The sequence below is a fragment of the Kribbella swartbergensis genome, from assembly GCF_054784135.1.
Window position 1 is genome coordinate 287,315 of record NZ_BAAGPM010000017.1, and the last position, 23,018, is coordinate 310,332.

General features: G+C 70.2%; 21 protein-coding genes. 19 read left to right on the top strand and 2 right to left on the bottom strand.

Features of this window, described 5'->3' with window-relative positions; all coding sequences use genetic code 11:
- Positions 1–20: 20 nt before the first annotated feature.
- The 9 genes from pyrR (at position 21) to ACYVOK_RS13280 (ending at position 10,767) form a co-directional block, all read left to right on the top strand.
- On the top strand, positions 21–653 hold the full coding sequence (pyrR, locus tag ACYVOK_RS13240) for a bifunctional pyr operon transcriptional regulator/uracil phosphoribosyltransferase PyrR (protein WP_460662655.1): 633 nt from the start codon (positions 21–23) through the stop codon (positions 651–653).
- Positions 653–1,588 carry an aspartate carbamoyltransferase catalytic subunit gene (locus ACYVOK_RS13245; protein ID WP_460662656.1) on the top strand — a complete coding sequence of 312 codons (936 nt, stop codon included), beginning with the start codon at positions 653–655 and terminating at the stop codon, positions 1,586–1,588. Before pyrR ends, ACYVOK_RS13245 begins: the two co-directional genes overlap by 1 nt.
- Positions 1,585–2,883 carry a dihydroorotase gene (locus ACYVOK_RS13250; RefSeq protein ID WP_460662657.1) on the top strand — a complete coding sequence of 433 codons (1,299 nt, stop codon included), beginning with the start codon at positions 1,585–1,587 and terminating at the stop codon, positions 2,881–2,883. The genes ACYVOK_RS13245 and ACYVOK_RS13250 overlap by 4 nt, the downstream gene beginning before the upstream one ends.
- Positions 2,880–3,377, top strand: a complete 498-nt coding sequence (locus ACYVOK_RS13255; protein ID WP_460662658.1) for a PH-like domain-containing protein — start codon at positions 2,880–2,882, stop codon at positions 3,375–3,377. Before ACYVOK_RS13250 ends, ACYVOK_RS13255 begins: the two co-directional genes overlap by 4 nt.
- Positions 3,374–4,507: a glutamine-hydrolyzing carbamoyl-phosphate synthase small subunit gene (gene carA / locus ACYVOK_RS13260; RefSeq protein WP_460662659.1), complete on the top strand. Its 1,134-nt coding sequence runs from the start codon at positions 3,374–3,376 to the stop codon at positions 4,505–4,507. The genes ACYVOK_RS13255 and carA overlap by 4 nt, the downstream gene beginning before the upstream one ends.
- Complete coding sequence (gene carB, locus ACYVOK_RS13265; RefSeq protein WP_460662660.1) at positions 4,507–7,812, top strand: carbamoyl-phosphate synthase large subunit; 3,306 nt, start codon at positions 4,507–4,509, stop codon at positions 7,810–7,812. The genes carA and carB overlap by 1 nt, the downstream gene beginning before the upstream one ends.
- Positions 7,812–8,834 (top strand): quinone-dependent dihydroorotate dehydrogenase, encoded by a 1,023-nt coding sequence (locus tag ACYVOK_RS13270; protein WP_460662661.1) that lies wholly within the window; start codon positions 7,812–7,814, stop codon positions 8,832–8,834. The genes carB and ACYVOK_RS13270 overlap by 1 nt, the downstream gene beginning before the upstream one ends.
- A complete protein-coding gene (gene pyrF, locus ACYVOK_RS13275; RefSeq protein WP_460662662.1) occupies positions 8,831–9,688 on the top strand; it encodes an orotidine-5'-phosphate decarboxylase in 858 nt (285 codons plus the stop codon). The genes ACYVOK_RS13270 and pyrF overlap by 4 nt, the downstream gene beginning before the upstream one ends.
- A gap of 110 nt (positions 9,689–9,798) precedes the next feature.
- A complete protein-coding gene (locus ACYVOK_RS13280) occupies positions 9,799–10,767 on the top strand; it encodes a DUF4037 domain-containing protein (RefSeq protein ID WP_460662663.1) in 969 nt (322 codons plus the stop codon).
- Here the strand turns inward: ACYVOK_RS13280 and ACYVOK_RS13285 are convergent.
- The gene (locus ACYVOK_RS13285) at positions 10,700–11,599 is read right to left on the bottom strand and encodes a LysR family transcriptional regulator (protein ID WP_460662664.1); all 900 of its coding nucleotides are present in this window, start codon (positions 11,597–11,599) and stop codon (positions 10,700–10,702) included. The two genes, ACYVOK_RS13280 and ACYVOK_RS13285, sit on opposite strands and share 68 nt — an antisense overlap.
- A 68-nt stretch (positions 11,600–11,667) precedes the next feature.
- Here ACYVOK_RS13285 and ACYVOK_RS13290 point away from each other — a divergent pair, with 68 nt between their 5' ends.
- The 9 genes from ACYVOK_RS13290 to ACYVOK_RS13330 all read left to right on the top strand — a co-directional run bounded on the left by ACYVOK_RS13290 (position 11,668) and on the right by ACYVOK_RS13330 (position 20,745).
- On the top strand, positions 11,668–12,561 hold the full coding sequence (locus ACYVOK_RS13290) for an EamA family transporter (protein WP_460662665.1): 894 nt from the start codon (positions 11,668–11,670) through the stop codon (positions 12,559–12,561).
- 111 nt (positions 12,562–12,672) lie between these two features.
- Positions 12,673–13,047 carry a hypothetical protein gene (locus tag ACYVOK_RS13295; protein ID WP_460662666.1) on the top strand — a complete coding sequence of 125 codons (375 nt, stop codon included), beginning with the start codon at positions 12,673–12,675 and terminating at the stop codon, positions 13,045–13,047.
- Positions 13,048–13,184: 137 nt separating this feature from the next.
- Complete coding sequence (gene mihF / locus ACYVOK_RS13300) at positions 13,185–13,499, top strand: integration host factor, actinobacterial type (RefSeq protein WP_131353645.1); 315 nt, start codon at positions 13,185–13,187, stop codon at positions 13,497–13,499.
- A gap of 94 nt (positions 13,500–13,593) precedes the next feature.
- Positions 13,594–14,205, top strand: a complete 612-nt coding sequence (gmk, locus tag ACYVOK_RS13305; protein WP_460663071.1) for a guanylate kinase — start codon at positions 13,594–13,596, stop codon at positions 14,203–14,205.
- 2 nt (positions 14,206–14,207) lie between these two features.
- Entirely contained in the window at positions 14,208–14,510 is a 303-nt protein-coding gene (rpoZ, locus tag ACYVOK_RS13310) for a DNA-directed RNA polymerase subunit omega (RefSeq protein WP_460662667.1), read from the top strand.
- Between the two features lie 237 nt (positions 14,511–14,747).
- On the top strand, positions 14,748–15,965 hold the full coding sequence (gene coaBC / locus ACYVOK_RS13315) for a bifunctional phosphopantothenoylcysteine decarboxylase/phosphopantothenate--cysteine ligase CoaBC (RefSeq protein WP_460663072.1): 1,218 nt from the start codon (positions 14,748–14,750) through the stop codon (positions 15,963–15,965).
- 154 nt (positions 15,966–16,119) lie between these two features.
- Positions 16,120–17,235, top strand: a complete 1,116-nt coding sequence (locus ACYVOK_RS13320) for a winged helix DNA-binding domain-containing protein (RefSeq protein WP_460662668.1) — start codon at positions 16,120–16,122, stop codon at positions 17,233–17,235.
- Between the two features lie 196 nt (positions 17,236–17,431).
- Entirely contained in the window at positions 17,432–18,625 is a 1,194-nt protein-coding gene (gene metK / locus ACYVOK_RS13325) for a methionine adenosyltransferase (RefSeq protein WP_460662669.1), read from the top strand.
- A 95-nt stretch (positions 18,626–18,720) separates the two neighbouring features.
- Positions 18,721–20,745 (top strand): primosomal protein N', encoded by a 2,025-nt coding sequence (locus tag ACYVOK_RS13330; RefSeq protein WP_460662670.1) that lies wholly within the window; start codon positions 18,721–18,723, stop codon positions 20,743–20,745.
- Here ACYVOK_RS13330 and ACYVOK_RS13335 read toward each other — a convergent pair.
- Positions 20,742–21,731 (bottom strand): ArsR/SmtB family transcription factor, encoded by a 990-nt coding sequence (locus ACYVOK_RS13335; RefSeq protein ID WP_460662671.1) that lies wholly within the window; start codon positions 21,729–21,731, stop codon positions 20,742–20,744. The genes ACYVOK_RS13330 and ACYVOK_RS13335 overlap by 4 nt on opposite strands.
- Before the next feature lie 73 nt (positions 21,732–21,804).
- Between ACYVOK_RS13335 and ACYVOK_RS13340 the strand changes: the two genes are divergently transcribed.
- Positions 21,805–23,016: an MDR family MFS transporter gene (locus tag ACYVOK_RS13340; protein ID WP_460662672.1), complete on the top strand. Its 1,212-nt coding sequence runs from the start codon at positions 21,805–21,807 to the stop codon at positions 23,014–23,016.
- The last annotated feature ends 2 nt before the right edge of the window (positions 23,017–23,018 follow it).

Here is a 23,018-nt window from a genome sequence, read left to right on the forward strand (position 1 = left end):
GGAAAGGAGGAACGGTAGCGATGAACCCTGCCCACGCACGTACGCCGAACGCGGCGCCGCGCACGGTGTTGGACGCTTCCGACATATCCCGGGCACTGACCCGGATCGCCCACGAGATTCTCGAGCGCAACCGCGGTGCCGACCCGGTGGTGCTGCTCGGCATCCCCACCCGCGGCGTCGGCCTGGCCGCCCGCATCTCGGCCCGGATCGCGGCCGTCGAGGGGCAGAGTGTGCCGACAGGGTCACTCGACGTGACGATGTACCGCGACGACATCGGCCTCAAACCACCCCGCGGACTCGAGCACACCGACATCCCGGCCGGCGGGATCGACGGCAAGGTCGTCGTCCTGGTCGACGACGTGCTGTTCTCCGGCCGCACCATCCGGGCCGCGCTGGACGCGCTCGGCGACATCGGCCGGCCCCGGGCGGTCCAGCTGGCGGTCCTGGTCGACCGCGGCCACCGCGAACTGCCGATCCGGGCCGACTACGTGGGCAAGAACCTGCCGACCTCCCTGGTCGAGCGCGTCACCGTCCACCTGACCGAGTACGACGGCGAGGACGCGGTGCACATCGCCGACCACCCCACCCCTGCCGCCGGCGGGGGCACGGTGAGCAGCGCACAGCGGGCTGGTGTGAGCGAAGGAGGCGCGTGATGCGGCACCTGCTGAGTGCGGGGGACCTGTCCCGCGACGAGGCCAACCTGATTCTCGACACGGCCGAGGAGATGCGGTCGCTGGCGGACCGGCCGATCAAGAAGCTGCCCGCGCTGCGCGGACGGACCGTGGTGAACCTGTTCTTCGAGGACTCCACCCGGACCCGGATCTCGTTCGAGGCGGCGGCCAAGCGGCTGTCCGCGGACGTGATCAACTTCTCCGCCAAGGGCTCCAGCGTCAGCAAGGGCGAGAGCCTGAAGGACACCGCGCTCACGCTGCAGGCGATGGGCGCCGACGGCGTGGTCTGCCGGCACAGCTCGTCCGGCGCGCCGCACCTGCTCGCCACCTCGGGCTGGATGACCGGCTCGGTGGTCAACGCCGGTGACGGCACGCACGAGCACCCGACCCAGGCGCTGCTGGACGCGTTCACGATGCGCCGCCACCTCGGCTCGCTCGAAGGCCGCCGGATCACCATCGTCGGCGACGTCCTGCACTCGCGCGTCGCCCGGTCGAACGTGCTGCTGCTGTCCACGCTCGGTGCCGAGGTGACCGTGGTCGCCCCGCCGACGCTGCTGCCGGTCGACATGACCAACTGGCCGTGCGTCACGTCGTACGACTTCGACACGGTGCTGGCGAAGAGCGACGCGGTGATGATGCTGCGGGTCCAGCGCGAGCGGATGAACGACGCGTTCTTCCCGAGCGCCCGGGAGTACACCCGGCGGTACGGCCTCGACGTGCACCGGATGGCGCAGCTGCCGGACGAGGCCATCGTGCTGCACCCCGGCCCGATGAACCGCGGGATGGAGATCAGCGCCGAGGTCGCCGACTCCACCCGCTCGGTGATCGTCGAGCAGGTCACCAACGGCGTGGCCATCCGCATGGCCGTCCTGTACCTACTGCTGTCCGGAAGCAACGAAGAGGAGCCGACCGCATGACCGCGTACCTGATCACCGGAGCCAAGATCCTGGGCGGTGAGGTCGCGGATCTGCTCATCGACAACGGCGAGATCGTTGCTGTCGGCACCAACCTCGGGACACCCGACGGCGTCGAGACCATCGACGCGAAGGGCTTGATCGCGCTGCCGGGTCTGGTCGACCTGCACACGCACCTGCGGGAGCCCGGCCGCGAGGATGCCGAGACCGTCCTCACCGGCACCCGGGCCGCGGCGCTGGGCGGATTCACCGCGGTGTTCGCGATGGCCAACACCGACCCGGTCGCCGACACCGCCGGCGTCGTCGAGCAGGTCTGGCGTCTCGGCCGCGAGAGCGGGTACGCCGATGTCTACCCGATCGGCGCGGTCACGGTCGGCCGGAAGGGGACCCAGCTCGCGGAGCTGGGCGCGATGGCGGACTCGGCGGCACACGTGCGGGTGTTCTCCGACGACGGCGACTGCGTCTGGGACGCCGCGCTGATGCGCCGGGCGCTGGAGTACGTCAAGGCGTTCGGCGGGGTGATCGCCCAGCATGCGCAGGAGCCGCGGCTCACGCAGGGCGCGCAGATGAACGAGGGCGCGCTGTCCGGCGTGCTCGGGCTGACCGGCTGGCCGAGTGTCGCGGAGGAGGCGATCATCGCCCGCGACATCCTGCTGAACGCGCACGTCGGCTCCAAGCTGCACATCTGCCACCTGTCCACCAAGGGCTCGGTGGAGATCGTCCGCGCGGCCAAGAAGCGTGGTTACCAGGTGACCGCCGAGGTCACCCCCCACCACCTGCTCCTGACCGAGGACCTCGCCGCCTCCTACAACCCGGTCTACAAGGTGAACCCGCCGCTGCGGACCAAGGAGGACGTCGAGGCGGTCCGCGAGGGCCTGGCCGACGGGACCATCGACATCGTCGCCACCGACCACGCCCCGCACCCGGTCGAGGACAAGGATTGCGAGTGGAGCGCGGCCGCGTTCGGCATGACCGGCCTGGAGACCGCGCTGAGCGTGGTCCAGCACGCGATGATCGACACCAAGCTGATGACGTGGGCGGACCTGGCCGACCGGATGAGCCACCGGCCGGCCGAGATCGGCCAGGTCGGCGACGGTGGCCATGGCCGGCCGCTCGAGGCGGGTGCACCGGCCAACGTCGTCCTGGTCGACCCCGCGGTCGAGCGGACCGTCGTACCGGGGGAGTCGGCCTCGCTGTCGCGGAACACGCCGTTCGGAGGGATGACGCTGCCCGGCAAGGTGGTGGCGACCTTCCTGCGCGGTACGCCGACCGTCCTGGACGGGAAGCTCGCACGGTGAAGGCGTTCCTCGGCATTCTCGGCACGCTGCTGGTGATCGCGGCGGGCTACTACGCCATGTTCCGGGGCTGGCGGAACCGTCAGTCCCGGCAGGCGGACCTGGCGCCTCTCCCGGAGGTGCCCGAAGAGCTGTTGCCCCAACGGGGCGTGGAGGGCGTGTACGTCGCCACGACGACAGCCGGCGACTGGATGGACCGGATCGCCGTGCACGAACTGGGCGTCCGCAGTACCGCGGACCTGGCCGTCACCGACGCCGGCCTGATCTTCCACCGGCAGGGCGCGGCGGATGTGTTCATCCCCGCCGGCCACCTGACCGGCGTCCGGACCGACCGCGGGATCGCCGGCAAGGTGACCGCGGAGAAGTCCGGCCTGGTGGTGGTCAGCTGGACCCACGACGGCCGCGAACTCGACACCGGGTTCCGTCCCCGCCGGAAGGCGGACACCGCCCCCTTGACCGAATCCATCTCGACCCTGATCGGAGCCGAGCAAAGATGAGCCAGCCCGCCCATAATCCAGCACTGCTGGTCCTGGAGGACGGCCGGTCGTTCGCCGGTACGTCGTACGGGGCGACCGGCGAGACGTTCGGGGAGGCGGTGTTCACCACCGGGATGACCGGTTACCAGGAGACGCTGACCGATCCGTCGTACCACCGGCAGATCGTCACCCAGACCGCACCGCACATCGGCAACACCGGCGTCAACGACGAGGACGACGAGTCACAGCGGATCTGGGTCGCCGGGTACGTCGTCCGCGACCCGGCCCGGGTGCCGTCGAACTGGCGGGCCAAGCGCTCGCTGGACGACCAGTTGAAGTCCCAGGGCATCGTCGGGATCTCCGGGATCGACACCCGGGCGCTGACCCGGCACCTGCGCGAGCGCGGCGCGATGCGGGCCGGGATCTCCACCGAGATCCTCGACCCGGCCGCGCTGCTGGACAAGGTGCTGCAGCAGCCGCCGATGGTCGGCGCGGACCTCGCCTCGGAGGTGACCACGTTCGAGCCGTACGTCGTCCCGGCGGAAGGCGAGAAGCGGTTCACCGTGGTCGCGCTGGACCTCGGCATCAAGTCGATGACGCCGAAGCGGATGGCCGAGCGCGGTATCGAGGTACACGTGCTGCCGGCCACCGCCACGCTGGACGAGGTCCTCGCGGTGAACCCGGACGGCATCTTCATGAGCAACGGACCGGGTGACCCGGAGACCACCGAGCACCCGACCACCCTGCTCAAGCAGTTGCTGGAGCAGAACAAGCCGTACTTCGGCATCTGCTTCGGCAACCAGGTGTTCGGCCGGGCCCTCGGACTGGGCACGTTCAAGCTGAAGTACGGGCACCGCGGCATCAACCAGCCGGTGCTCGACCGGGCCACCGGCAAGGTGGAGATCACCGCGCAGAACCACGGGTTCGCGGTGGACGCCCCGATCGAGGAGACGGTTGAGACGCCGTACGGGACCGCCGAGGTCAGTCATGTCTCGCTGAACGACAACGTGGTCGAGGGACTCCGCCTCACCGGCCGGGACGGTCGCGTGCTGGCCTTCTCGGTGCAGTACCACCCCGAGGCGGCGGCCGGTCCGCACGACTCGGCATACCTCTTCGACCGGTTTGTGGAACTCATGGAAGGTCGCAGCTGATGCCCCGTCGTACAGACATCGAGTCGGTGCTGGTGATCGGCTCCGGTCCGATCGTGATCGGCCAGGCCTGCGAGTTCGACTACTCGGGCACCCAGGCCTGCCGGGTGCTCAAGGAGGAGGGCTTCCGGGTCGTCCTGGTGAACTCGAACCCGGCCACGATCATGACCGATCCGGAGTTCGCCGACGCCACCTACGTCGAGCCGATCACCCCGGAGTACGTCGAGAAAGTGATCGAGAAGGAGCGGCCGAACGCGCTGCTCGCCACCCTCGGCGGCCAGACCGCGCTGAACGCGGCGATCGCGCTGCACGAGAACGGCGTCCTGGAGAAGTACGGCGTCGAGCTGATCGGCGCGTCGGTCGACGCGATCCAGCGCGGTGAGAACCGGGAGTCGTTCAAGCGGATCGTCGAGAAGCTCGGCGCCGAGGTGGCCCGGTCGCGGATCTGCCACTCGCTCGAGGACGTCCTCGGCGCGGCGGACGAGCTCGGCTACCCGCTGGTGGTGCGGCCGTCGTTCACCATGGGCGGCGTCGGTTCCGGGATGGCGTACGACGAGGCCGACCTGCGCCGGATCGCCGGCGCCGGCCTGGTCGCGAGCCCGACCACCGAGGTGCTGATCGAGGAGTCGATCCTCGGCTGGAAGGAGTACGAGCTGGAGGTGATGCGCGACAAGGCCGACAACGTCGTCATCATCTGCTCGATCGAGAACGTCGACCCGATGGGCGTGCACACCGGCGACTCGGTCACGGTCGCCCCGGCGATGACGCTGACCGACCGCGAGTACCAGGTGATGCGCGACCTGGCCATCGGCATCATCCGCGAGGTCGGCGTCGACACCGGCGGCTGCAACATCCAGTTCGCGGTCAACCCGGCCGACGGCCGGCTGATCGTGATCGAGATGAACCCGCGGGTGTCGCGGTCGTCCGCACTGGCCTCGAAGGCGACCGGCTTCCCGATCGCGAAGATCGCCGCCAAGGTCGCGATCGGGTACACCCTCGACGAGATCCCCAACGACATCACCAGGCAGACCCCGGCCAGCTTCGAGCCGACGCTGGACTACGTGGTGGTGAAGGTGCCGCGGTTCGCGTTCGAGAAGTTCCCGGCCGCGGACGCGACACTGACCACGCACATGAAGAGCGTCGGCGAGGCGATGGCGATCGGCCGGAACTTCACCGAGGCGCTGCAGAAGGCGCTCCGGTCGCTGGAGAAGCCGGAGGCCCGGTTCTCCTGGGCCGGCTCCCCGGCGACCGAACTGGAGCCGTTGCTGGAGGCCGTCGAGACGCCGCACGACGGCCGGTTGCGGACGATCATGGACGCGATCCGGGCCGGTGCGACGCCGGAGCAGATCTTCGAGAGCACCCGGATCGACCCGTGGTTCGTGGACCAGCTGTACCTGATCCACGAGACCGCGCTGCAGGTCGCGGCCGCGCCGCGGCTGACCCCGGAGGTGTTCCGGCTGGCCAAGCGGCACGGGTTCTCCGACCTGCAGCTGGCGGAGATCCGCGACCTGACCGAGGACGTCGTCCGCGGGGTCCGGCAGGCACTCGGGATCCGGCCGGTCTACAAGACGGTCGACACGTGTGCGGCCGAGTTCGCGGCCGAGACGCCGTACCACTACTCGTCGTACGACGAGGAGACCGAGGTGGCACCGCGGGACACCCCGGCGGTGCTGATCCTGGGCTCGGGACCGAACCGGATCGGCCAGGGGATCGAGTTCGACTACTCCTGCGTGCACGCGTCGATGGCGCTGCGGGAGGCCGGCTACTGCACGGTGATGGTGAACTGCAACCCGGAGACCGTCTCGACCGACTACGACACCTCGGACCGGCTGTACTTCGAGCCGCTCACCTGTGAGGACGTGCTCGAGATCGTGTACGCCGAGATGCAGGCCGGCCCGGTCGCCGGGGTGATCGTGCAGCTGGGCGGTCAGACGCCGCTGGGGCTGGCGCAGCGGCTCGCGGACGCCGGCGTACCGATCGTCGGAACGTCGCCCGAGGCCATCCATCTGGCCGAGGAGCGCGGCGCGTTCGGGAAGGTGCTCGCGGACGCGGCGCTGCCGGCGCCGAAGCACGGTACGGCGCTGTCGGCCGACGAGGCTCAGCGGATCGCCGAGGAGATCGGCTTCCCGGTGCTGGTGCGGCCGTCGTACGTGCTGGGCGGTCGCGGGATGGAGATCGTCTACAGCTCGGCCGAGCTCGACGCGGCGCTGGAGCGGCTGGGTGGTGGAGAGGCGTTCGAGCACCCGGTGCTGATCGACCGGTTCCTCGACGACGCGGTCGAGATCGACGTGGACGGGCTGTTCGACGGCGAGGAACTGTTCCTCGGCGGCGTGATGGAGCACATCGAGGAAGCCGGGGTGCACTCGGGTGACTCGTCGTGCGCGCTGCCGCCGATCACGCTCGGGAACGCCGACATCGAGAAGATCCGCCAGTCGACCGAGGCGATCGCCCGCGGTGTCGGCGTCCGCGGCCTGCTGAACGTGCAGTACGCCCTCGCCGGTGACGTGCTGTACGTGCTGGAGGCGAACCCGCGGGCGTCCCGGACGGTGCCGTTCGTGTCCAAGGCGACCGCGACACCGCTGGCCAAGGCGGCGGCCCGGGTGATGCTCGGGGCAACGATCGCCGAACTGCGGGCCGAGGGCCTGCTGCCGGCCGAGGGCGACGGCGGCACGCTGCCGCCGTCGACGCCGATCGCGGTGAAGGAAGCCGTGATGCCGTTCAACCGGTTCCGGACCGTCGACGGCCGGTCGGTGGACACCGTGCTCGGGCCGGAGATGCGCTCGACCGGTGAGGTGATGGGTGTCGACGACACCTTCGGTACGGCGTTCGCCAAGTCGCAGGCCGGCGCGTCGCAGCCGCTGCCCGGCTCCGGCAAGGTCTTCGTGTCGGTGGCGAACCGGGACAAGCGGCACATGATCTTCCCGGTGAAGCGGCTGGCCGACCTGGGCTTCCAGATCTACGCGACCGAAGGTACGGCGGACGTGCTCCGGCGCAACGGGGTCGAGGCGGTCACGGTCCGCAAGAGCAGCCAGGGCCCCGGCCCGAACGGCGAACCGACGATCGTCCAGATGGTCCAGGACGGTGAGCTGAACCTGATCGTCAACACCCCGATCGGGATCACCCAGGGCGGGTCGCCGCGAATCGACGGGTACGAGATCCGCAGTGCGGCGGTGGCGCGCAACATCCCGTGCATCACCACGGTGCAGGGGCTGGCGGCCGCCGTCCAGGGCATCGAGGCGCAGCGGGCCGGGGACATCGGAGTCCGGTCGCTGCAGGACTGGGTGCCGAGGATCCGCGGTGTGCAGTGATGCCGGTGTATAGCCGTTTCGTCCGGCCGCTGCTGTTCCGCCTGGGCAAGGGGGACGCGGAGGTCGCGCACGAGCGGACGCTGCAGGGCTTGCGGCTGCTGAGCCGGGTGCCCGGGGTGCGCCGCTTGCCGGTGGGTCCGGAGCGGACGGTCTTCGGCGTCCGCTTCCCGGGCCCGGTCGGGCTGGCCGCGGGGATGGACAAGAACGGCATCGCGTTGCCGGCCTGGCGGGCGCTCGGGTTCGGGTTCGTCGAGGTCGGCACGGTCACCGCGCATCCCCAGCCGGGCAATCCGCGGCCGCGGTTGTTCCGGCTGGTCGAGCACGAGGCCATCATCAACCGGATGGGCTTCAACAACCTCGGCTCCGAGGCGCTGGCCGCCCGGCTGGCGTCGTACGGACCGCTCGGGTACCCGCTGGGCATCTCGATCGGGAAGTCGAAGGTGACCCCGCTGGAAGGCGCCGTCGAGGACTACGTGACCTCGCTGCGGCGGCTGTACCGGTACGGCGACTACTTCGCGGTCAACGTGAGTTCGCCGAACACGCCTGGGCTGCGGTCGCTGCAGGACGCCGGACAGTTGCGTGAACTGCTGACGGCTCTGCATGCGGAAGCGGCCGCGCTGAGCGTCGGCGGCCGGGCGGGTAAGCCGATCCTGGTGAAGATCGCGCCGGACCTGACCGAGCAGGCGATCGACGAACTGCTCGGCGTCTGCACCGACGTCGGCGTCGCCGGGATCATCGCCACCAACACCACCATCGGCCGGCCGGGTGTCGAGTCCCATCCGCTGGCGTCCGAGGCCGGTGGGCTGTCCGGGCGGCCGCTGACCGAGACGGCCGCCAAGACGGTCGCCCACATCCACGCGGAGACCGGGGGAGCTCTGCCGATCATCGGGGTCGGCGGAATCCTCGAGCCGGCCGACGCCACACGGCTCTTCGACGCCGGGGCCAGCCTGGTCCAGCTCTACACCGGACTCATCTACCGCGGGCCCGGCCTTGTCCGCCGCATCAACCGAGGAGTGACATGAGCAACGCACCTTTCGGCGCCCGGCTCCGGGCGGCGATGGACACCCGCGGGCCGCTCTGCGTCGGGATCGACCCGCACGCGCACCTGCTGGACGCGTGGGGTCTGCCGGACACGGCCGAGGGCTTGGCCTCCTTCACGTACGGCGTGGTGGACGCACTGGCCGACCGGGTCGCGGTGTTCAAGCCGCAGTCGGCGTTCTTCGAGCGGTTCGGGTCGGCCGGGATCACCGTCCTGGAGCAGGCGACGGTCCGGCTCCGGGAGGCCGGTGCGCTGGTGATCATCGACGCGAAGCGCGGTGACATCGGGTCGACCATGGCCGGCTACGCGTCGGCGTACCTGTCGGAGAAGGGGCCGCTGGCGTGTGACGCGCTGACGGTCAGCCCGTACCTCGGGTTCGGCTCGCTGCAGCCGGCCATCGACGAAGCCCGGGCGGCGGGCGCGGGCCTGTTCGTCCTGGCCCTGACATCGAACCCCGAAGGCCCGCAGTTCCAATCCGCCCGGACGGCGGCCGGCTCGACGGTCGCGGGCGCGGTACTGGACGGTCTGCGCTCCCTCAACGCCGACGAACTCGGCCCCGACGCCGCTCCCGACGCGCTGGGTTCCTTCGGGGCGGTCGTCGGTGCGACCATCGCCTCGACCGACGAAGACCTCGGCATCCGCGGCCCGCTGCTCGCTCCCGGGCTCGGCGCCCAAGGCGGCACCGCCGAGGGCCTGACCAAGGTCTTCGGCTCGGCCGTGCGCACCGTCGTCCCGTCGAGCTCACGCGAGATCCTCGGCGCCGGCCCCTCCGCGACCGCCCTCCAGGCCGCGGCCGACCGAGCGAACGACGCCTTCCGGGCGGTTCTGGGTTACTGACACGAGGCCGTATTTCCGGTAAGATATGACCTACGAAATGGCGCGATGAATGTCGCGCCATTTCGGTTTTTTGTTGAATTTCCGGGTCGGCGCGTGCCATCTTCGTCGGCATGTACATTCCGGGGTCGGAGTTGTGCCGGCGGTTCTATTTCGAGGTGGTGCGGCCTGGTCTGACGGTGCCGCACAGCGCTGCGCTGATCGGGCGGGGGTCCGAGGTGCTCGGGTTCGACGACGAGATGTCGGCCGACCACAACTGCGAAGCGCGGGTGCTGCTGTTCGTGCGAGACGATGAGGTCCTGGCGCCGGAGGTGCCGGAGCGGTTCGAGGAACGGCCCGCGCTGGTGGAGGTGCACAACATCGGTGCGTATTTCCAGGATCAGCTCGGGTGGAATCCGGATGACGAGTTGACGGTGCGGGACTGGTTGACGTTTCCGGAGTCGAATGTGCGGATGCTGACGGCGGGCGAGGTCTTTCACGACGAGGTCGGATTACAAGAAGTTCGCGATCGATTGGCCTACTACCCACGGGACGTGTGGCTGTATCTGCAGATGGCTGCATGGTGGCGGGTGCATCCGGAGATGAACCTGTCCGGCCGAGCCGGTTTCGTGGGGGACGAGCTCGGATCGGCGTTGATCGGGTCGCAGCTCGTGCACGACCTGATCCGGTTGTGCTTCCTGATGGAGCGGCAGTACGCGCCGTACTCGAAATGGTTCGGTACGGCCTTCTCCCGGCTGTCCTGTGCTGCCGAGTTGTCGCCGTTGTTCTCCAACGTGCTTGCCGCTCGGTCGTGGCAGGAGCGCGAGGAGGCCTTGATGGCGGCGTACTCGGGTGTGGCCGGGGTACACAGCGCGTCGGGGATCACGGCTCCGGTGCCGACCGAGGTGGAGCAGATGTGGGGCCGGCCGTTCAAGGTGGTCTGGGGCGACTTCCCGGGAGCACTGCTGGCCGAGATCAAGGATCCGGAGGTACGGCGGATCGCAGACCGCTGGCCAGTCGGCGGAATCGACCGGGTCAGGGACGTCCTCTGGTCCGCCCACGACCGCCGGCAGCTGCTCGCGGTCCTCGATACAGCTCGGTGAGCAGGGTGACGGCCGCCTGGGTGGCGGGGTGTGGGTCCTGGCGGTGCCAGATGAGGCGGACGTCGACCGGGGGAGCGTCGCGAACCGGGCGGTAGACGACGCCGTCGCGCCGGTACTGCGTGACGGTCGCGTGCGGCGTCAGGCCGACGCAACGCCCGGCCGCGATGGCGGCCAGCCAGTCGTCGACGTCCTGCGTGTACTCGATCTTCGGCCGCCCATCCTCGGGCCAGAGATCGACGGTCGTGCTTCCGGTACGGCGGTCGATCGCGAGAGTGCGGTCGCGAAGCTGATCGAGGGTGAGCGTGCGCCTCTTCGCCAACGGGTCGTCCGCGGCCAAAGCGCAGTACCGGCGTTCCTGGGCGACCGTGGCATGGGCGAACCGCTTGAGGTCGACCTGAGTCCGGACGATGGCCAGATCGCACAACCCTTCGGCCAGCCCGCCGGTGGTCGTGTTGGTTCGCACCAGTTGCAACTCGACGTCCGGGTGCTCGGCCGCCCACCGCTTCTGGAACTCGGTCGTGTGCCGGCCCATCGCCGACCATGCATGTCCCATCCGCAATCGCGTGTGCCCGGTCGTTGCCTCCCGCACCAGTTCGTCCACCTCGGCAAGCACCTGCCGGGCTCGTGCCAGCACCTGGACCCCCGCGGTGGTCGGTGTGACCGATCGGCTGGTCCGGTGCAGCAGCCGCACGCCGAGGATCTGTTCGAGGGCCATCAGATTCCGCGACACCGCCGCCTGCGAGATGCCCAGCTCGATCGCCGCGTCGGTGAACGTGCCGGCGTCCGCGATCGCCACCAGGCAGCGCAACTGCCGGAGCTCGAGCTGATCCATCACCAGAGCGTATAGATGCCGCCGTTGCTGCATTTTGCCTGAGTCGTCAGTCACCGCACGCTCGACCTATGACGACGTCGCTCGAGCAGCTCACGCCCCCGGCTGGCGTCCCCTCACGAAGCGGCCGGCTGACCGGCGTGGTGATGATGCTGGGCAGTGGGCTGTCCACCCAGGTCGGCGCATCGGTCGGGGCGCTGGCGTTCCCGGTGATCGGGCCCGTCGGAGTGGTGGCGGTCCGGCAGTGGGTGGCGGGCCTCGTGCTCGTTGCCGTGGGGCGGCCGAACCTCCGTGCGATGACTGCTCGGCAGTGGCGGCTCGTGCTCGGGCTCGCCGCGGTGTTCGCCGTGATGAACCTGTCGCTGTACACGGCGATCGCCCGGATCGGGCTGGGGCTCGGGGTGACCCTGGAGTTTCTGGGACCGCTGGCGGTGGCGTTGCTCGGGTCCCGGCGGTTGGTCGACCTGGTGTGCGCGCTGGCCGTCGTACCCGCGGTTCTGGTGCTCACGCGGCCGGAGGCGACGACGGACTACCTCGGCGTCGGCCTTGGTCTGCTGGCGGCTCTCTGCTGGGCCTGCTACATCCTGCTCAACCGGCGCATCGGCCTGGAACTCCCCGGCGTACAGGGCGTGGGGGCCGCGGCTGCCGTGTCGGGGCTGGCCTACGTGCCGATCGGCATCGCGGTGCTGTGGCAGCACCCGCCGACACCTGCGGCCATCCTGTACGCCGTCGCCGCCGGCGTGCTGTCGTCCGCCGTACCGTTCCTCGTCGACCTGCTCACGCTGCGGCGGGTGCCGGCGCAGTTCTTCGGCGTCTTCATGAGCGTCAATCCGGTACTGGCCGCGCTGGTCGGAATCGTGGTCCTGGACCAGCGCCTCGGGCCGCTGGACTGGTCCGCGATCGGGGTGATCGTCACCGCGAACGCTGTGGCGCTGTCGGCCGGCCGACGCGGCACATCGCACTGAGTGGGCGCGGGAGCGGAAAGTATCGGTTTCGGATGGGTTGGTGACGGGCTGTAGCGTCGGGTGACAGCACCCCCGAGGACCGACCCCTCCCGACCCCCGAGGATGACAGTTGTGAAGCGCACACTCGCCGTCGCCGCGACACTGATCGCCGGCACCGCCACCCTGACCGCCTGCACCGAGGAGCAGGCCTACTGCGTCGACCTGGCCGGGTACGCCGCCAACGCGACCAATGTGGACCCGCAGAACCCGGCCGACTACACCAAGATCCTCGACGACGCGAAGAAGTTGCAGGGTTCCGCGCCGGCCGAGGTGAAGGACGACTGGGGTGTCGTGGTCGCGTTCGCCGAGAAGGCCAAGGCGGCGGGCACGGACCGTGTCGAACTGGCTCGGCTGAGCAAGGAGACCGGCGGTGTGATGACGGCGTACAAGACCATCACCACGCACGCGAAGGACGCCTGCAAGGTCGACGTACCACAGCTGAGCTGAGGGTCGAACGATCGAATCACCCGCCCGGCGGCGGATCGGCGCGACGGAGGACGGAGACATCGCGGCTCCTGCGCCGTGACCCGCCCGAAGCCGTGTTAGGTTCCCTTGCGAAGCCACACAACGGGACAGGTGAAACGGTGCCACTTCCTTCTTTGACCCCGGAGCAGCGAGCGGCGGCTCTCGACAAGGCCGCGGCGGCGCGGCGTGAACGAGCCGAGATCAAGAACCGGATCCGGCACTCGGGAGCGTCTCCGACGGAGGTGCTCCACGAGGGGCAGACCAACGACGTGATCGGCAAGATGCGGGTCAGCGCGCTGCTGCAGTGCATCCCCGGTGTCGGCAAGGTCCGCGCCCAGCAGATCATGCAGCGCGCGGGGATCTCGGAGACGCGGCGGGTGCGCGGCCTCGGCTCCAACCAGATCGCCGCCCTCGAGCGCGAATTCGCCGAGTGAGCCCTGAGAGGGCTCCCAGACACCCTCTACCGAAACCCCGGCCGGCTCGTTGGACACTGGTGTGAACATGACCACGCACAGGACGGACGAGACGATGGCTCCGCGGCACGACCCGCTACGCACGAGCGGCGGCGGGAACGCCCGGCTGACCGTGCTGGCGGGCCCGACCGCGGTCGGCAAGGGCACCGTGGCCGCCGACATCCGGGAGCGGTTCCCCGACATCTGGATCTCGGTGTCGGCCACGACCCGCAAGCCCCGGCCGACCGAGGTGCACGGCGTGCACTACCTGTTCGTGTCGGACGACGAGTTCGACCGGATGATCGCCGCCGGCGAGTTGCTCGAGTGGGCCGTCGTCCACAAGGCCGCCCGGTACGGCACGCCGAAGCAGCCGGTGCTGGACAAGCTCGCCGAGGGCCGGCCGGCGCTGCTCGAGATCGACCTGCAGGGCGCCCGCCAGGTCCGCGAGACGATGCCGGACGCGCAGTTCGTCTTCCTCGCCCCGCCGAGCTGGGACGAACTGGTACGGCGCCTGGTCGGCCGCGGCACCGAGACGGCCGAGGAGCGGGAACGCCGGCTGGAGACCGCGACCCTGGAACTGGCCGCCGAGAAGGAGTTCGACGTGACGATCGTCAACGCCTCGGTTCGGGAGGCGGCTGATCAGTTGGTAAAGTTGATTCGATCACCCTCCATTCCTGGAAAGAGCTGAACTTGCCTGCCAACCAGCCCGTCGCCATCGGCATCACCTCCCCGCCGATCGACGACCTGCTCACCCACACCGACTCCAAGTACAAGCTGGTGCTGTACTCGGCCAAGCGGGCCCGGCAGATCAACGCCTACTACTCGCAGCTCGGCGAGGGCCTGCTCGAGTACGTCGGTCCGCTGGTCGAGACCCACGTCCAGGAGAAGCCGCTGTCGATCGCGATGCGCGAGATCAACGAGGGCGTGCTGACCTGCACCGACGTCGACCCCGAGGCCGAGGCGGAAGCCGCCGCCGCGGAGAAGTCCGCGTAAGTCACGGCACGAGACCCGGGAACGGAGTCCCAGCAGATGTCCGCAACCGGTGACGATTCACGTCCAACCCCCGGCGCCGCACCCGGCCCGGGGGCTTCGGTCGTCCCCCCACCCAGCGCGCTGCCGGCGGGCGGCTCGCCGGGTTCGACCCATGCGGAGGAGGCCGGCGGTGCGGCGGTTCCGGCGGTCGGCGGTGGGACCGGAGGTGGGTCTGCGACGGTGAAGCACCGGCCCAACGTGGTCCTCGGGGTCGGTGGCGGGATCGCGGCGTACAAGGTGTGTGATCTGCTCCGGCGGCTGACCGAGTCCGGGCACGACGTGCGGGTCGTGCCGACCGCGGCCGCGCTGGAGTTCGTCGGCGCGGCGACCTGGGCGGCGCTGTCCGGCCGGCCGGTGACGGCCGACCCGTTCGACGACGTCCAGGAAGTCCCGCACGTGCGGATCGGCAAGGCGGCCGAACTCGTCGTCGTCGCGCCCGCCACGGCCAACCTGATCGCCAAGGCCGCGCACGGCCTGGCCGACGACCTGCTCACGAACACTCTGCTGACGGCCCGCTGCCCGATCCTGTTCGCGGCCGCGATGCACACCGAGATGTGGGAGCACCCGGCCACCCAGGCCAACGTGGCCACCCTCCGATCCCGCGGCATCACCGTGCTCGACCCCGCCGTCGGCCGGCTCACCGGCGCCGACACCGGTCGCGGGCGGCTGCCCGAGCCGTCCGAGATCTTCGCGATCAGCCAGTTGATGCTCGCCGACGAGGCCGCCCGGGCCGCCGGGCAGGCGGTCGCCGACCTGACCGGCAAGCACGTCCTGATCAGCGCCGGCGGCACCCGCGAGCACCTCGACCCGGTCCGGTACCTGGGCAACTCCTCGTCCGGCAAGCAGGGTTACGCGCTCGCCCGGATCGCCGCCGCTCGTGGCGCCAAGGTGACCTTGGTGGCGGCCAACTCCGAGCTGGCCGACCCGGCCGGGGTGCAGGTCGTCCCGGTGACGAGCACGCGGGACCTGTACGACGAGATCACCGGCCGCGCGGGTGACGCGGACGCGATCGTGATGGCGGCGGCCCCGGCGGACTTCCGGCCGGCCGACGTCGCCGAGCACAAGATCAAGAAAACCTCCGACGGTTCCGTTCCGGCGGTCAACCTGGTGCAGAACCCTGACATCCTGCAGACGATCTCGCACGACCGCCGCCGTCCCGACCAGGTGATCGTGGGGTTCGCGGCCGAGACCGGGGACGCGGAGCACAGCGTGCTCGAGCTCGGCCGGGCGAAGCTGGAACGCAAGGGGTGCGACCTGCTGGTCGTGAACGACGTCTCCGGCGGCAAGGTCTTCGGCAGCGACACCAACGAGGCCGTCATCCTCGACCGCGAAGGCAACGCCCTCCCGGTCCCTTCCGGCTCCAAGGACGCCCTGGCCGGCGTCATCTGGAACCTGGTAGCCACCCGCTGGCACTGAAACCGGGTGGTGGTGGGGAGGAGCAGTGGGGGTGCAGGTCGAGGCTGACGTGCCGGTGATTCTGGCACTGGCCGCCGAGGTGGAGCACCGTTTGACCGGCTTGGCCTGAACGAGAGGACACAGCCTGTCCGCTTCTCGCACTAGCGTCGGGGCTATGGAGATCTCATGGCGGTCCGTGGTCGCCCGGCGGATGCGGCGGCACCACCTGGCCGGTGATCCGGCGGACACCGCGGTGGACGCCGTACGGGCTATGTGTGGGGCGCATGCGCAGGTGCTGTCGGCAGGCGAGACGTCTGTGGCGCTCCGGCTCAACGGGGCGACCAGGGAGACCGTGCAAAAGGCTGATGGGCTCGTGAAGACGATTGGGCCGCGCGGGACCGTGCATCTGCTGCCGCTCGACGATCTGCCGCTGTGGACGGGAGCGCTGTCGACGCTGCCGTCGGGCCCGCGCCACCCGGGGCCGATCCGGATGACCGCGGACGAGACCGCCCAGGTGATCGCCGCGATCGGCGAGGCCCTCGCTGATGACGATCTGACCGTGGACGAACTGACCGAAGCAGTGGTGTCGCGTACCGGAGCCTGGGCTCGGGAGCCGACCGTCCCCGCCTTCCAGGGCGCCTGGGCGCGGTGGCGGCAGGCGATCCCGGCGGCGGCCAACGCCGGTGTCCTCTGCTACGGACCCAGCCGCGGCCGCAAGACGACGTACTCGAATCCCCACCGCTTCAAGCCCTTCGAGCCGCTCCCCGGCGACAAGGCGTTCACCGAACTGCTCCACCGCTACCTGTACTCCTACGGCCCAGCCACCCCGCAGCAGTTCGCCCGCTGGCTCAACACCACCCCTGCGTTCGTGAAGCCGTACTTCGCCGACTTGCCTCGAGTGGAGCTGAACGGCGAACCGGTCTGGCACGCGCCAAGCGACGACGAGCTCCCGGACGACCCGGTCCGCGGGGTCAGACTGCTGCCGTACTTCGATGCCTACGGTGTCGGCAGCTACCCGCGCGAGCTGCTCTTCCCCGGTACGGCGTTCAGCAGAGCGCTGGCTCGTGGTCAGGCCGGCAACTACCCGCTGCTTCTCGTCGACGGAATCGTCGCCGGCGTCTGGCACCAGAAGAAGTCCGGCCGCCGTCTGCACGTCACCGTGGAGGCACTCGAGCCGCTCAGCCGGACCCGGCAGCGGCTGCTGGAGGCCGAGGTGGACCGCTTGGCTGCGATCCTTGGCTGTGCACCATCACTCACGCTGGGCGACGTCACGGTCGGTCCGCACGCCTGAACCAACTCGGAATGCCCAGCATGTGATCGCGAATCTCGAATAACGGACCGATCCGGAGCGTCACCGGGACGAGAGGGAAAACTGCTGGCATACTTCCCAAGATGCATCGCCATCCGCCGGTGCATGGGGGGATCGCGCGGCTGTGGCAGTGTCGGGGCACCAGTTGCGCGGCACAAGAGGAATCCGAGGGAGAACTGTGGCGAGGCGCCTTTTCACGTCCGAGTCGGTGACCGAGGGTCATCCGGACAAGATCGCTGACCAGATCAGCGACTCCATCCTCGATGCTCTGCTGGCCGAGGACCCGAAGAGCCGCGTGGCGGTCGAGACCCTGATCACCACCGGTCTGGTCGTGGTCGCGGGCGAGGTCACCACGACGGCGTACGTCGACATCCCGGGGATCGTGCGGTCGCGCATCCTCGAGATCGGCTACGACTCGTCGCTGAAGGGTTTCGACGGCGCGTCCTGTGGGGTCCAGGTCGCCATCGGCAGCCAGTCTCCGGACATCGCGCAGGGCGTCGACACGGCGTACGAGACGCGCTCGGCCGAGTCCCAGGACGCGCTGGACCTGCAGGGGGCGGGCGACCAGGGCCTGATGTTCGGTTACGCGTCGAACGAGACGCCCGAACTGATGCCGCTGCCGATCACGATCGCGCACCGGCTGTCCGCGCGGCTGTCCGAGGTCCGCAAGGACGGCACGATGGCCTACCTGCGGCCGGACGGCAAGACCCAGGTCACGGTCGAGTACGACGGTGACCGGGCGGTCCGGATCGACACCGTGGTGGTGTCCAGCCAGCACGCGGCCGACATCAGCCTGGATTCGATGCTGACCCCGGACATCAAGAAGCACGTGGTCGACCCGGTGCTCGAGCGGTTCGACATCGACTCGGCCGGCTACAAGCTGCTGGTGAACCCGACCGGGCGGTTCGAGATCGGCGGCCCGATGGGCGACGCCGGGTTGACCGGGCGGAAGATCATCATCGACACCTACGGCGGGATGGCGCGGCACGGTGGTGGCGCGTTCTCCGGCAAGGACCCGTCCAAGGTCGACCGGTCCGCGGCGTACGCGATGCGCTGGGTGGCGAAGAACATCGTGGCCGCCGGGCTGGCGGACCGGGTCGAGTGCCAGGTCGCGTACGCGATCGGCAAGGCCGCGCCGGTCGGTTTCTACGTCGACACGTTCGGCACCGAGAAGGTGCCGGTGGACGCGATCAGCGACGCTGTCCGCCAGGTGTTCGACCTGCGGCCCGCCGCGATCATCCGGGACCTGGACCTGCTCCGGCCGATCTACGCCCAGACCGCGCGCAACGGCCACTTCGGCCGCACCGGCGAGGACTTCACCTGGGAGCGCACCGACCGGGTCGAGGCGCTGAAGGCCGCGATCAGCACGTAGTGGTCCGTACGTCGTCCGGCCCGGCGGTGGCAGTCGTCCACGGCCGGGCCGACGCGTTCGCCCGGACTGTCGCCCGGTCGGACTAGAGTTTCCCGGTGACATCGAACGGGGACTCGCCTGAGCAGCTGACCCTGCTCCGGGACACCGTTCGCAAGTCCCGGACCAAGGAGCCGGCCGGGATCACCTCGACGTTGCCGGTGGCCCGGATCGCGGTCGACGTCTCGTTGCCGCACCTGGACCGGCCGTTCGACTATCTGGTTCCGGACGACGTCGCCGAGGCCGCGCAGCCCGGGGTGCGGGTGAAGGTCCGGTTCGCCGGCAAGGACCTGGACGGGTTCGTGCTCGAGCGGCTCGAGTCGTCCGACCACGACGGCAAGCTGACCCGGATCCGCAAGGTCGTCTCGCCGGAGCAGGTGCTGACACCGGAGATCGCGGACCTCTGCCGAGCCGTCGCCGATCGGTACGCCGGGGTGTTCGCGGACGTGACCCGCCTGGCCGTCCCGCCTCGGCACGCGAAGGTCGAGGGTGAGCCGCTGCGCTGCGACCAGCCCGCGCCTCCGCCGCTGTCCACGTCCCGGTCCGAATGGTCGCCGTACCCGCCCGGGTTCCTCGACGCGGTCGCGCGGTCGGAGTCACCACGCGCGATCTGGACCGCCGTCCCGGGTGCCGACTGGGCGCTGGCCTTCGCGCAGGCGGCGGCGGTGTGTGCGGCGAGCGGGCGTGGTGCGTTGCTGCTCGCCCCGGACGCTCGCGACCTGGAGCGACTGGCAGCGGCCTGTGCGGCGGTGCTGGGTGAGAACGGGTTCGTCACGCTGTCGGCGGATCTCGGTCCGACCGCTCGGTATCGGGCGTTCCTCGCCGCTGTGCGCGGGTGCGCGCGGGTCGTGATCGGGACGCGCGCGGCGGCGTTCGCGCCGGTGGCGAACCTCGGGCTGGTCGCGATCTGGGACGACGGCGACGACTCGTACGCCGAGCCGCGCGCGCCGTACCCCCATGCGCGGGAAGTTCTTCTGTTGCGGGCGTATCGGCAGCAGTCTGCCGCGCTGCTCGGTGGGTATGCGCGCTCCGTGGAGGCGGCGGCGTTGCTGGAGTCCGGTTTCGCGGCCGAGTTGATCGCGGACCGCACGGTGATCCGCGCGGCCGCGCCCGCGGTGCACATCACCGGGGAGTCGGACACCGATCTCGCGCGTGATCCGGTCGCCCGGGCGGCACGGTTGCCGCACCGGGCGTTCGAGATCGCCCGCGAGGGGTTGCGGGCCGGGCCGGTGCTGGTGCAGGTGCCCCGGGCGGGGTACCTGCCGAGCCTGGTCTGTCAGACCTGCCGTGCGACCTCGCGATGCTCGACGTGTGGCGGGACATTGCGTCGTACCGGGGGATCCGGGCCCGCGAGTTGCAGCGTGTGCGGCCGGCCGGCGGCGGATCACCGGTGCCCGGAGTGTGGGGACACGCGGATGCGCGCGGCGGTCGTCGGTGCTCGCCGTACGGCGGAGGAGTTGGGGCGCGGGTTTCCCGGTGTGGTGGTTCGTACGTCGGGTGGCGACAACGTGCTGGACGTCGTACCGGACACACCGGCGTTGATCGTCAGCACACCCGGGGCCGAGCCGGTTGCCGAAGGCGGCTACGGCGCTGCCCTGCTGCTCGACACCTGGCTGATGCTCGCCCGCCCGGATCTGCGTGCGCCGGAGGAGGCGGTACGGCGCTGGTTCAACGCGGCCGCCCTGGTCCGATCGACCGGCGCCGTCATCCTGGTCGGTGAGCCATCCGCGTTGCCGTTGCAGGCGATCGTCCGATGGAGTCCCGAAGGCTTCGCCGCCCGGGAGGTCGAGGAACGCCGGGCGGCACGGCTGGCGCCCGCCGCCAAGTTGGCCGAGCTCACCGGGCCGTCGGAGGCCGTCACCGACCTGATCGCGCGGCTCCGGCAGTTGCTACCGGCAACTGCCGGCCTGGAGGTCCTCGGCCCGGTCGACCTCGATGACGAGACGGTGCGAGCGGTCGTGCGGACGCCTCGGGCGGCCGGTTCGACGCTGGCTCGCGGGCTGAAGGAGGCTCAGGCCGCCCGCAGCACCAAGAAGAACCCGGGTTCGGTCCGAGTCCAGGTGGACCCGCCGACCTTCGGCTAGGCCGTGGAGGCCAGGGGAGTGGCGGCCGCGAGCAGGTGGTTGCCGAGCGCGGTGCGGTAGTAGAGCACGGCGCGTCCGTCGCGGCGTGAGTCGACGACGCCAGCGTTGCGCAGGATGCCGAGGTGCACACTGAGCGTCGGCGCCGACACCCCGAGTTGGTTGGCAAGATGGGTGGTCGACATCGGCAGGTCCAGGTGGCTCACGATCGCCGCGCGGGTCCGCCCGACCAGGTCCGCCAGCGGTGAGTCCGTCGTGTCCTGCCGGTCCTCCCACAACCGCCCGAGGCCTCGCGGCGGGTACGTGATGGTCGGAACGTGCGGAGCCGCGGTCACCGGCAGCGCGGCCGGCCAGGTGAACACGCAAGGCACCAGCAGCACACCTTGCCCGGCCATCGGCTCGCCGTCACACGCGAACGGGCGGTCGATCTCGATCCGGCTGCCACTGAACCGCACCGACGGATGCAGGTTGCGGAACAGCCGCTCGATCCCGCCGCTGGCCAGTTCGTCCAGCCGGAACGCGAGGTCCTCCTGCAGCAGCGAACGCATCCGCCGCCAGTCCGGCTCGATCGCCCGCCGCCAGTAGGTCTCGAGCGCCGACGTGATCAGGTCCAGCGCCTTGGCCGGACGGGCGATCAGGTCCGGTAGCAGCGGATGCGGGTTCTCCTCGTGCAGCTTGCCGATCTCGCCGACCACCAGGTGATGTGGCGTGGCGGCGATCGCGGCCAGGCCCGATTCGAGGCTGGTGGTCCGGCGTGGCGGGGCGGGCGTGATGAAGTCCGGGATGTACCCGAACGGCGGAACGAGTGCCCTCAGCAACGTCAGGTCCGGACCGTCGATGATCGGCCGGACCTTCTGCAGCCACGGCCCGTGCACGCTGCGGGCGGTGTTGTTGCTCAGTGCCCGCACGCTGGTGACGGCCTCCCACACCGGCGAAAGGGCGAACCGGATCCGGCTCACGTCCCCGGCGTTCAACCTGATCGTGATCACGCCCGTCAGCGTAGCCGATTAGTCCTCTGCCTAATCGTCGACAGTTCGCCGGGCACTGCCGAGAGTTGTCCCCATGAGTGCTACCGCCACCGTCGACACGCCGGCTCCCGCGCTGCCGCGGGCGTTCTGGGCGCTCTGGGTGTGCCAGCTGGTCAACCGGCTCGGCAGTTTCGTCCAGCCGTTCCTCGTCCTCTACCTGACCCAGGACCGCCACCTGTCCGCCGGTACGGCGGGTGCCGTGGCGGCCGCTGTCGGTGCCGGCTCGGTGGCGTCGCAGCTCGTCGGCGGCTGGCTGGCCGACCGTGTCGGGCGCCGCCTGACCATGCTGACCTGCTTCTTCGGCACCGGCGCCGCGCTCGTCCTGCTCGGCTCGGCCCGGTCGATGGTGATGATCTGGGTGGCTGCGTTCGTGGTCGGCCTGCTCAGCGACCTGTTCCGCCCCGCGGTCCAGGCGACGGTGGCCGACCTGCTGCAGCCGAGTGAGCGGGTCCGCGCGTACGGTCTGCTGTTCTGGGCGATCAACCTCGGCTTCTCAATCTCGACCGTCAGCGCGGGTGTGCTGGCCTCGATCGGCTACGGCCTGCTCTTCTGGCTGAACGCCGCGACGTCGGTGATCGCCGGTGTGGTGATCTGGGCGATGGTGCCGGAAAGCCGACCGACCCTGGACGACGGCACTCCGCGCCGGCCGCTCCTGCCGGTGGCACTCCGGGACACCGTGTTCCTGCTGATGATCCTGCTCCAGATCGGCTACGCCACCATCTACTTCCAGGGCTACTCGACGCTGCCGCTGGCGATGGCGGCCGACGACCTGCCGTCCTCGACGTACGGACTCGTCATCGCTCTCAACGGGGTCGTGATCGTGCTGCTGCAGCCGTTCCTCGGCAAGCGGCTGGCGAAGTACGACCGGCCGAAGTTGCTGGCCGTGTCGATGCTGGTCGTCGGCCTCGGGTTCGGCCTCGGCGCGGCCGTGGACGACTGGTGGGGCTACGGACTGTCGGTGGTGGTCTGGACGATCGGGGAGATCGGGTTCGCGGCCGTGATCGGTGCGGTGTTCGCCGACCTCGCCCCGGTCGACCTCCGCGGCCGCTACCTGGGGATGTCCGGGATGGCGTTCGGCATCGGCACCGTGGTCGGGCCGCTCGCCGGGACCAACTCCCTGGAGTCCTTCGGCCCGACTGTCACCTGGCTCGGCTGCGCACTGCTCGGCGTGGTGATCTTCATCGGCCAGTTCGCGCTGGCCCCGGCGCTGCACGCGCGAGCCGCCGCCAACGCGGCGACCGCATAGGG